The following is an 8710-nucleotide window of genomic DNA, read 5'->3' as shown; positions in this document are numbered from 1 at the left end:
CCGAACCCGCATCCTGGACTGGTGGAAAACGCAGTTCACCGACCAGAAAATCGAGGAACTCCACAGGCTGGCATGGGAAAGGAGCCCCCAAGGCGCATACGAAACGTTCGGCATACCCAACCGATACGGAACCGGCATCGACTGGAACGAATTCCACACCAGCACCAGATACCCAAACGCCACCGAATAAAACCACCACCAGACACACAATTTGGCCTATAACCCACCGAATAAAACCACCACCAGACACACAATTTGGCCTATAACCCCGACAAGCGCCTTCGCGGATGATGCGACGCAAGAGGCAGGGTTTTGCACACCAAGCCAGCAAACATTAGGGACCGATATCAATGTGAGTAATGCTGATCCAGGTGTTGCCACGTGGGTGAAAGGTGATATGTACATCGGTTCCAAGCCCTCGAATACCGCAAATCTGAATGGTGCCAATGCTCCTGTCGGATCTTATGCCGTTGAAGCAGAAGGCCTGACTTTGGTCAATGGCAAACTCGCCATGAATCCCTTGAAGGAATCGTGGGGCGGTAATGGCTTCCGTTTCGGCATAGTCGGCTTTGGTGCCCAATTCAGGCCAACTCCCGGATCCACTGCCTTGGCGGTCAATGGCGACGAATCAGCGAGCGCAATCGATTCCATGACCACAGGCGGTGTGACAGGCGATGTCGGTGCGTGGACTCATGGCGCTTTTACAGAAGGTTATGGCGCAAAACTCAGCGGCAATGCAACGAATTGGGAAACCAATGCGAGGCACAAATCTGTGGTGCACACCAAGACCGACTGGGATTCGTCCAATAGTATATCTTGGAACCAGACCAATGTGCTCGACAATGTCAATGGTAAGGATTACAGCGATTTTGGCACCTATGTCAATAATCTTTCCAATACCCTGTCCCTGCAACAGGCCAACGGTACGGTGACGTATGACACCGCACCGGCTGATTCGAATTATGTGCGATACAAATACAATGCCAATTCCAGTAATATCTCATACGGTTTCAAATTCGATGCATCTGGGAAACGATCCGAGAAAAGAATAACGTTCACCGGTGATGGCACATCGGCTCTGCAGGTTTTCAAGCTGAAGACCAGCGAATTGCAATATATTCAGTCAGATGACGGCACCTACCAGACCAATAAAAACAATCCCGATGATGTGAATCGTGGCATCGTCTTCGATTTTGAGAATATTCCCGACAATGCCTCAGTCGTTGTCAATGTTGGCGGCATCAATGACGACGGCAGTGGTGGCAGCAACGTGTCCTTCAATAACGGCTGGCGTTTCTGGTGGAACGGCGTTGAAATCGGAGGCGGATACTCCGATAAGGCCTCGACAGAACAGCAGAGGCTGTATGGCGTGGCTTCGCAGAAGGTGCTGTGGAATTTCTATGATGCCAATGTCAGCATTCGTGGTGGCATCGCCTTGGAAGGCAATGACGCCGGAGGAGACGGAAAAGTCTCGTATGACGATCCCTCTGCCGCGATGTTGGGAAGCATTGTGGTGCGCACCGGTGATTTTGACGATCATGTGACCACGAACGGCCGTGTGTATGTAAATGGCGATTTCATGATGAATAATCCGACGGCTGCGAGGAACACCAGATTCAATGAAGGTGCCACGGCATCGGTAATCGATATGGACCAGGAACGCCACAACTTCCCGTGGAACGGTCAGGCGAGCTCTGAATGCTCGACTATCTCTTGGCAGAAGGTCTCCTCCGATGACACGACGCAGCTGCTTCCCGGTTCGGAATGGGGAATCTACACCGCTCAAGAAGATGCGCAAAACGCGACCAATGCGTTGCTCATCATCACCGATAAGAGCAATAATTATGGCTCCGGAGCGGGCGTGTTCCAGACACAGAATCTTGCTCCGAATGCTACCTATTATTTGAAGGAGCTGAAAGCACCTGACGGGTATGTGAAGTCAGACACGATTTTCACGGTGGTGACCTCGCATACGGGAGATGCAACCAATACGGTGTCCGTTGGTGCTGCAGGCGTTGTGGAAGACGGCAAAATCGCCAACACTCCTGAGGGAGGCAGTTTCTCGTGGAGCAAGGCAGCAGACGACACCAATACTCTGCTCGATGGGTCTTCGTGGACTTTGATGAATGTCGCTACCAAGGAGAGTTGGATAGTAGACGATAGCAGCACCAAAGTGGCTCGTGTGGATATCCAGGATGTTCGTGGAAGTGCCATTGAAGAGACCGTAATCGAGCAATACAGCACGGTTCAATTGAAGGCGCAGGTATTTGCCGATGACAATTCTGCAATAAGTCAGGATGTCACGTGGAAATCCAGTGATGGCAGCGTCGCGAGTGTGAGCTCTGATGGTTTGGTGACTGCCATTGGTTCGGGGAGCACGGTGATCAGCGCATGCTCAGTGGCTTCGCGTAATACGGTGTGCGATACCGTCTTGGTTACGGTGAATGCAAAACCTGCAAATTCACTGACGGTCAGCCGTCAGGGCGATACGCAGGCTTGGTCGGGAACCCTTGAATTAAACACAGGTGACAGCGCTGATTTCACAGCGGTTGTGGAGCCAAGTGATATCGCGGTTTCATGGGTTTCGGCGAATACTGACATCGCCACAGTGAATGCCAGCGGTCATATTGTGGGTGTTGCCGAAGGGCAGACCACCATCACAGCGATTGCAGGTGACAAACAGGTGAGTGTTCCGGTGGTGGTGAGTGATACACGGTTCACCACGGTGTATTTCAAAGGTGACACTTTGAGGGCCTGGATGGCGGATTCGCACATATCAGGGGCCTTCAGCGCGGCTGATGTGGTTGTGCGATATAGTGCGACGAATAGTGGACGCGATGCTTGGAAGCAATGGCCACAATCTGCATCACTGCAGGAATTCTGCTCAGATGAGTGGTATTCGGTGAAGGTGCCGACTGAACAGAAGCACATGAATATCGTGCTCTACAACGGCCAGGACGTGAATAACAAGTCCAATTACTACATGGGTTCTAACGGCACGACGCCATTCATTGTTGATGCCGGTGCCAAGAACTACACCATAACCGATTATCAGACCTATGGTGAGGGCGTACCTACCTGTTCGACTAGCACAGCAAGGGTTGCGGCGTATCGTATGGCAGGGAATCAATCGTATGCACAGGCGAATGAAAACGCAGCCCGCAGGCTAGGAACTGCTGCGTCGGATTCGCGGACGGCGGCGAGCATGACATCATCTGCGGCGTTCATCTCCTCCGTTTCATCTGAAAGCAACGGAATAGGCACTGTGCAACTAATCAGTGAGAAGGCCATGGCAGGTGTTGCGGGATGCGATGCCGATGGTCATCTATGCGACAACGATTCACGTCTGGGCATCATTTCGGTGTCGAAGATGGCGGATGGTACTTATATTTTGAAGGAAAAAGAACCTCCATCAGGCTATACGATAAGCCAGTACGTGTATCGTGTGGTAATCACTTCAGGAAAAGTGGTGGAATGGGGTTGGGGTGAATCGGATGATGGTCCATTCAAACAATGCGCTGATGATGGAACCTCTATCTGCCGTACTGTCACGGTTTCTGAAGAGGTCGGGATAATCGGTCGCATTTATAACCAGCCAACTACGGCGCAATGGAGGAAAACGGATTCGATCACCGCATTAGCATTGGCAGGATCCTCATGGCGTATCGCAAACGCTGGCGACGGCAATACCGTTGCAGGCAGCAATGTGTGGTGTGTGCGTGACAACGCCGATTCCGGCAGCGCAGTGAATAACTGCAATGCCAAAGGCAATGGCACCATTCTCGCCGATGCGGATCCAGCTGAGGGCAGTATCGGCGTGCGCAGTCTGCCAGCGGGGGATTACACCCTCACCGAGGCGGATGCTCCACTGGGTTATGTTCTCGATGGAACGACGTACACACTCACTGTGGGCGTGGATGGAAGCTCCGAAGTCAAGCGTACCGATGACAGCAGTCCGGTCACGGATTCGACGATTGCCAATGACGAATCCCGAGGCTCAGCAACTTGGAAGAAAGTGGATGCCCAAAACACCGGTAAGGTGCTGGGCGGATCTTCCTGGACGGTGAGATACACGCGGACGATCGGATCACAAACGGTGAACAAAGTGTATGTGGTCAGCGATAACGAATCATCGGATGCAGGCAAGCCTTATGCCTGCACGCCGTCTGAACCGGATGCAGACCATGCCGAAGGAGTGCTGTGCGATACCAATGCGCGCGCAGGATACTTCCTCATCGACAACCTTGAGTGGGGGACGTACACGCTCGAAGAGCGTAGTGCCCCGCAAGGGTATGAGCTTAACGATAAGGATAAGCCATCGAAATCCATAGGCGTTATTGATGGCACATTCCAGCGTGATATTGATTTGGGCACCATTGCCGATAGTCAAAAGAACTATTTCCTTCCCAACACAGGGCGTTGGGGAGGCGTGGTGACCTTCGTGATTCTTGGATTGATTGCTCTGCTCGCAGGAGCTGCGGTCGTCCAGCGCAACCGGTTGCCGCAGTCGCCCCAGCAACTGCAGTAATCACCAAATTTTGGGCGGATAAGCAAAAGCGCTATTCGCCCAGGAAACCGCTACTGCTGTATTCGATGTTTCACGAATGCGGGAGGACACGGATAGAAGAAAGGAAATGAGGTAATGATTGCTTCACCATTGAAGAAAGTCGTGGCGGGAGCTGTTGCAGCCGCTGCGAGCATGTCACTGATGATTGCAGCAGCGGTTGGTGCAAACGCGGCGGACGCAAATCAGGCAACCATCACGTTGAAGAGCGCAACCAGTCTGGCGGACAGGACCTTCGTCGGATATCGTCCGATTGATATCACTGGCGTGACAGGAAGCGGCACTGATACCAGCTACACCTTGGATATCACCGATGATTGGCTGTCCACGGTTCGCTCTGCGGCAATCACTGCCGGTTTGACCACGGATGGCACCACTAAGCTCGCTCAGGACTCGTCCAAAGCGGATGTGCTTGCCGCAGTATCCCAGCTCGCTGCAGATCAGCAGACAAATGGTGGCACGGATACGCTCAATTATGCCGGAAGCCGCGCATTTGCCAATGCCTTGCAACAGGCAATCGCTTCCGCCGATCCTGCAGCTCCTGTTGCCATCAATTCAGGTAAGACCGCCTCTGGCGGCAGCGATACCGGTGACTGGACCTTGAGCACTGATAATCTCAGCCTCACTTCAAAGGCCGTCGACTATGGTTGGTATCTGATCGAGGAAACCACCGCTGCAGATCCTGCAGCTCCTTCGAAGACTGCTGATCATGCACCTGTTTCCTTGGTGATCACCAATCCGGTAACCGGCAATGTCAGCATCGACCTGAAGTCGACTTCGCCTGAATCGCATAAGAATATCGTGGACGCTGATGGCTCCAACCAGCGCAAGGCCGATGACTATGCCGAAAACACGCAGATCGATTACCAGCTGACCTATTATGTGCCGACTACTTGGGCAACCCAGTATTCAGCCAATGGGTTCTGGTTCACCATGAGCGATAAGCTGAGCGACGGATTGACCTTTGATGCAGTGAACAAGATCACCGTGGGCGATGCCTTCGAGAGCACCGATGGCGATGTGGAATGGTCTGCGTCGGATTACACATACACCCCTGCCTTCAACGATCCTCAGGGCGACACCAAGACGGGCGCCAGCCTGAAATGGACCTTCGGCAACCGTCCAGCCGATGCGAACACCGCTTTGACTGATGCTCAGAAGGCTGAGAATCTCGCCAATCTCAAGCTCGCCGGCAAATGGGTTAAGGTGTATTACACCGCTCATCTCAACGATGCGGCCGTAATCGGCGGCCAGGGCAATGACAATACCTATAACGTGACCTATCAGCACAACCCTGAGTCCAGCTATGATGGCGAGCAGACTCCTGAAGAGCATCCTCATGTCTACACCTATCAGTTCTCAGTGGTGAAGAAGGACGGCCTCAGCACCGCAGCATTGTCTGGCGCCACCTTCCAGCTCTTCTCCAATGAAGACGCTGCAAAGGCAGCGGTCTCCACGAATGGCGACACCGCAAACGCGCTGAAATTCGATGCAGGAGAAGCCCAGCAGTGGGATTACAATGCATCCGGCACGGTTCAGGATCTGACCACAGGCGCTGATGGCACCATCAAGCTTGAAGGTCTTGATCAGGGCACTTACTACATCGTGGAAACCAAGGCTCCTGAAGGGTATCGACTCTTGGGCTCTCCAGTGACGATTACCGTAAAGGCAACCAATCTTAATACTCATACCGATGAGGTCAAGCAGGCGGGAACCGTGTATGCCATCGAGTACACCGTCAATGATGCTGCAAATGGCCAGGTGGAGATCAAGAACTACAAGGGCTTCCTGCCGCAAACCGGTGGTGCGGGTATCGTGCTGCTGATCGGCGCAGGGTTGCTGTTGATTGTCGGTGGCGCCATCATCGTGCGTCGTCGTCTGTCCTAAGGGATAGCTGATATTGGCCGGTACCCAGGGTGTGGGGTGCCGGCCAATACGCATTATGACGATTTTCGGTGTGGCTTGTGCCGAATAATCCTAACGGGAACAAGCCTGTAATGCTTCGATAGGTGCGTGATCACATGAGCGAGAGGCACATGACTGTGCATATGACGGATGGCAATGCCGTCCACACGGCTATTGCCGCTTTGCATCATGAACATGCGTCGATCAATTCACATATCGAATCAGGATCTGGCACCGCATCGGAGCGAACAGAGACCTCAACGGGTGCGCAGAAGGGGAAGCGCAAACGCTCAGGCAAGGGTTCATTGGTTGCAGGAATCCTGATCATGGTTTTAGGCGCTGGATTATTGCTGTATCCCATGGTTGCACAGCTGCTGTCAGCCCATTCCGAAGTGGAATCGGTGGCTACGTACGATCGCAATGCCGAACGCATGTCCGACGCGCAAAAGGCCTCGATGTTGCGATCAGCTCGCGAATACAATGATCGAGTGCGTGAGGGGAAAACACCCATTCATAATCTCGGTGACTCCTCATATGCAACCGACGCTGATTATATGGCGCAACTCAATGTCTCTGATGTTATGGGAAGCGTGCATATCCCTTCTATTTCTGTGAATCTGCCTATATATCATGGCACGCAGCCCGCTCAGCTCAATGTGGGAGCGGGGCACTTGTACGGAACCTCGCTGCCTGTGGGTGGCAAAGGGAGCAATGCGGTTCTGGCCGGGCATAGGGGATTGCCCTCGGCATTGATATTCACCAGATTGGATGAGCTGAACAAGGGGGATTACTTCTATGTGGAAGTACTTGGCGAACAATTATGGTACAAGGTCGATGCCATCTGGGTGACCTCGCCTGAGGACATTTCGCATTTTGGCATAGATCCTCAGCGCGATGTGGTGACCCTGCTCACTTGCACGCCATATGGCGTCAATACAGAACGTTTGCTTGTTCAAGGCGTGCGTACGCAAGCGCCACGAAGCATGCCTCAAGACGAAGGCGTGTATCCTGCCGGATTGTATGCCGCTTTGGTGACTGCCGCAGGGCTGATCATAATGGTGCCGATTGTCCGTATGCATTCGAGGCGAACGGTATCCGCCATTCATTGGAGTGGCAAATAGTGGTGCGCCACGCCGTGGGCGCAATCGTAGAGACACGATGATATCGTAGTAAATCGTGTGTGCCAGCGGTGCGCCTTATGTAATAGGAGCAGACGCTGGGATATCCCGCCGATTCGGTGAATGCATGCAGTAATGCGGTGCAGGAGAGTCGCGGGCCATCGGGCCGGTGGACTGTGGCTGTTATTCTTTTCCGATTCCGGGGGAGTGTGGCCGCAGTGTGGCGGCAGCACCAAAGAAGATTACATCATCGAATCGGAGAACTGAAGTTGCCTACGATTGAACAGCTTGTCCGTAAGGGACGTCAGGCCAAGCCGAAGAAGTCAAAGACTTTGGCCTTGAAGGGAAGCCCGCTGCGTCGCGGCGTGTGCACCCGTGTGTATACCACCACCCCGAAGAAGCCGAACTCGGCTTTGCGTAAGGTCGCTCGTGTGCGTTTGAGCTCGGGCGTCGAAGTTACCGCCTACATCCCAGGCGAAGGCCACAACCTGCAGGAGCACTCCATCGTGCTCGTGCGCGGCGGCCGTGTGAAGGATCTGCCAGGCGTGCGTTACCACATCGTGCGCGGCGCTCTTGATACCCAGGGCGTCAAGGACCGCAAGCAGGGTCGTTCCCTGTACGGAGCAAAGAAGGCGAAGTAAGAGATATGTCACGTAAAGGACCAGCTAAGAAGCATCAGGTGCTGCCAGATCCTATTTACGGCTCGACCGTAGTGGCGCAGCTCATCAACAAGATTCTGCTCGACGGCAAGAAGTCGATTGCCGAGGACATCGTGTACTCAGCACTCGATATGGTTAAGGAAAAGACCGAGCAGGAACCGGTGGCAGTGCTCAAGCGTGCACTGGACAACATTCGCCCGAGCCTTGAGGTTCGCTCCCGTCGAGTCGGCGGCGCAACCTACCAGGTCCCGGTCGAGGTCAAGCCCGCCCGCGCGAACACCCTTTCCTTGCGTTGGCTTACCGACTTCTCCCGCGCTCGTCGTGAGAAGACGATGTCTGAGCGTCTCGCTAACGAGATTCTCGACGCATCCAACGGCCTTGGCGCTTCCGTCAAGCGTCGCGAGGACACCCACAAGATGGCAGAGGCCAACAAGGCCTTCGCCCACTACCGCTGGTAATCCGAG

Annotated in this window: 5 protein-coding genes and 1 pseudogene; all 6 read left to right on the top strand. The window is 53.8% G+C overall.

Annotated elements, in window-relative coordinates; genetic code table 11:
* Positions 1–190, top strand: a pseudogene (locus BITS_RS08915) (hypothetical protein); the annotation flags it as partial.
* 162 nt (positions 191–352) lie between these two features.
* Complete coding sequence (locus BITS_RS04045; RefSeq protein WP_152571221.1) at positions 353–4528, top strand: SpaA isopeptide-forming pilin-related protein; 4176 nt, start codon at positions 353–355, stop codon at positions 4526–4528.
* 114 nt (positions 4529–4642) lie between these two features.
* Positions 4643–6451 carry a SpaH/EbpB family LPXTG-anchored major pilin gene (locus BITS_RS04040; RefSeq protein ID WP_026642164.1) on the top strand — a complete coding sequence of 603 codons (1809 nt, stop codon included), beginning with the start codon at positions 4643–4645 and terminating at the stop codon, positions 6449–6451.
* Between the two features lie 134 nt (positions 6452–6585).
* Positions 6586–7590, top strand: a complete 1005-nt coding sequence (locus tag BITS_RS04035; RefSeq protein ID WP_081693522.1) for a class C sortase — start codon at positions 6586–6588, stop codon at positions 7588–7590.
* A 266-nt stretch (positions 7591–7856) separates the two neighbouring features.
* A complete protein-coding gene (rpsL, locus tag BITS_RS04030) occupies positions 7857–8228 on the top strand; it encodes a 30S ribosomal protein S12 (RefSeq protein WP_003808601.1) in 372 nt (123 codons plus the stop codon).
* 5 nt (positions 8229–8233) lie between these two features.
* Positions 8234–8704, top strand: a complete 471-nt coding sequence (gene rpsG, locus BITS_RS04025) for a 30S ribosomal protein S7 (RefSeq protein WP_026642163.1) — start codon at positions 8234–8236, stop codon at positions 8702–8704.
* Positions 8705–8710 lie beyond the last annotated feature (6 nt).

The sequence above is a fragment of the Bifidobacterium tsurumiense genome (assembly GCF_000741765.1).
Classification (GTDB): domain Bacteria; phylum Actinomycetota; class Actinomycetes; order Actinomycetales; family Bifidobacteriaceae; genus Bifidobacterium; species Bifidobacterium tsurumiense.
Note: the sequence above shows the minus strand (reverse complement) of the source record. Positions and strands in the feature narration are given on the sequence as shown.

Coding starts and splice junctions, on each gene's coding strand:
- BITS_RS04040 (WP_026642164.1), top strand. CDS start 4,643: ATGATTGCTTCACCATTGAAGAAAGTCGTGGCGGGAGCTGTTGCAGCC.
- BITS_RS04035 (WP_081693522.1), top strand. CDS start 6,586: ATGAGCGAGAGGCACATGACTGTGCATATGACGGATGGCAATGCCGTC.
- rpsG (WP_026642163.1), top strand. CDS start 8,234: ATGTCACGTAAAGGACCAGCTAAGAAGCATCAGGTGCTGCCAGATCCT.